Origin of the sequence: Corallococcus llansteffanensis, assembly GCF_003612055.1 — a bacterium.
GTDB classification, from domain to species: domain Bacteria; phylum Myxococcota; class Myxococcia; order Myxococcales; family Myxococcaceae; genus Corallococcus; species Corallococcus llansteffanensis.
Genome location: NZ_RAWB01000915.1, coordinates 1 through 2,260 on the forward strand (window position 1 = coordinate 1; position 2,260 = coordinate 2,260).

The 2,260-nt window shown below is 71.9% G+C and carries 2 protein-coding genes and 1 pseudogene; all 3 read left to right on the plus strand.

The features are described 5' to 3' along the window. Positions 1–693: pseudogene (locus D7V93_RS42025) on the plus strand (serine/threonine-protein kinase); the annotation flags it as partial. Positions 694–820: 127 nt separating this feature from the next. Next, on the plus strand, positions 821–1,396 hold the full coding sequence (locus tag D7V93_RS42030; protein WP_120648567.1) for a cupin domain-containing protein: 576 nt from the start codon (positions 821–823) through the stop codon (positions 1,394–1,396). Between the two features lie 40 nt (positions 1,397–1,436). Further along, positions 1,437–2,260 (plus strand): AMP-binding protein (locus tag D7V93_RS42035; RefSeq protein ID WP_147451641.1); only part of this gene is annotated, 824 nt, incomplete at its 3' end.

Consider the following 2,260-nt stretch of genomic DNA (forward strand, 5'->3'; position numbering starts at 1 on the left):
AGCGTGGAGCACGCGCCCGTCGCCCCCTCGATTCCTTCGTTGAAGCATGGCGCCGCCCCCGCCCGTCCGGCGACGCCAGGGGCCACGTCCGGCTCCGCGCCGGCTGCCCCGAAGCCGGTGGCCCCGCCCGTCGTCCCGCCGCCCGTGGCCCCGGTGCACGCGACCGCGACCGATGCACCGCCGCCGTCCGCGCTCTCCCGCCTGCGCACCCCCCTGATCATCGGCGCCGGGGTCGTGTTGGTGGGCGCGGTGGTCGCCGCGGTGTTCATGCCTGGCGGCGGCGTGGAGATCGTCAACGCCCAGGATGGCGAGCGCGTCTACGTGTCCGGCATCCGCCTGGAAGAGGACCGCACGCTGCCGCCGAGCGCCCCCGCCGGCTCGCTGCTCGTGGCCACCGCCGTGGACGGCCAGCTGCACCGCTTCGGCAAGGTCATGCAGACCGAGCGCATCGACCTGCGGACGCTCGCGGACGCGGCCCCGCCGCCCGACAGCACCGGCACCCTGAGCGTCACCGGCCCCACCGGCTGCCGGGTCGCGCTGGGCAAGCAGCTCCTGGAGGGCACTACCCCGCTGGCCAGCAGGCTGCCCGCGGGCCGGGAGTTCGAGGTGCGCATCACCTGCGGCAACCGCCCCGACGTCGTGCGCTGGGTCATGGCCGTTCCGGGACAGGGCGTCGCGCTCGACGTGCCCTGACCCGAAACACGGACGTCACTTCGCAAGAAGCTTCAAAAATGAGAAAGTGCGATTCTGTGATTGTTGGAGCATTCCAACGCCACATGTATCGTTCCGTGAACTGACGTTCAGACTCCGGGAGGACCTGGTGGGTACGCGTCAACTGCAGCAGCAGGAGCTGGAAGGCCTGGTAGGCCGGTTCAACCAGCAGAAGACGGTGCGCGAGCGCGCCCAGGGCATGGGCGTCCCGTTTCCGGACTTCGTGTTCGATCTGCTCATCTCGCGGGACCTCTACACGCTGGTGGGCAACACCGCGGAGCCGGCCCCGTACCTGAAGCCGGCGCTGCAGGGGCCGCGCGGGTTCTCCATGGTGATTTCGAAGGTGGAGCCCGGCGAGGGCCCGGGGCTGCACACCCACAAGTCCACGACGGAGATCTTCGTGGTGCTGGACGGGAAGTTCTCCATCCAGTGCGGTGACAAGGGCGAGCACGCCGTGGTGCTGGAGCGCTTCGACAGCATCGTCGTCCCGCCGGACCTGATGCGCCGCTACCAGAACGTGTCGGATCAGACGGCGCACCTGCTGGCCATCGTCACCGGCGGCGAGGACAACCTGAGCGAGCTCGACTACGTGCCCGGCGTGGGCCAGCAGATCGAGTCGAAGGGCAGCCCCCAGCTGCGCAAGGCGCTCGAAGGCATCGGCGTGCGCTTCACCGCGGGCACCTGAAGCGGGGCCCCGGGCCCCACCCCTACACCCAGGAGGACGCATGGCGGGCTTGATCATGGAGCGGCTCCAGGAGCACGCGGCTGCGCGCCCTGACGCCGTGGCCCTCCGGGGCGCGGACCAGGACGTGACGTACGCGGCGCTCGCGGCCCACGTCGACACCACGGCGCGCTGGCTCCGCGAGGAGCGCGTGGCCGTGCTGGGGCTGGTGCTGGACAACCACCCGGCCGCGGCCATCGCGGACCTGGCGACGCAGGCAGCCAACGCGTGCGTCGCGTCGCTGCCGCCGTTCTTCTCCGACAGCCAGATGTGGCACGCGCTGCGCGACTGCGGCGCGGACGGCGTGCTGACGGATCAGCCCCAGCGGCTGGAGGCCGTGTTCCGCGCGAACGGCGCCCCGGCCCCCGCGTTCAAGTCCATCACCCTGGGCGGCAAGGCGCTGCACTGGTGCGAGGGCGTGCCTGGCCGCCGGGACCCTGGCGCCCTCAAGGGCATGGCCAAGGTGACGTACACGTCCGGCACCACCGGGCAGCCCAAGGGCGCGCTGCTGACGCAGGACGCGGTGGACACCGTGGTGCGCTCGCTGCTGCCGCTCATCGAGACGAAGCCGGGCGAGCGCCACATGGCGGCGCTGCCGCTGTCGCTCCTGCTGGAGACGGTGGCGGGGCTCTATGCGGCGCTCTGCGCGGGGGCGGCCTACGTCGTCTGGCCGCTGGCGAAGGTGGGCTTGAGCGGCTCTTCGGGCCTGAACGTGCCGGCGCTCGTGGCCGCGCTCCTGGAGAGCGAGGCGAACGTCGTCATCTCCACGCCCGTCGTGCTGCGCATGCTGGCGCTGGCGCGCGAGATGAACGCGGCCCCGCCCATGCC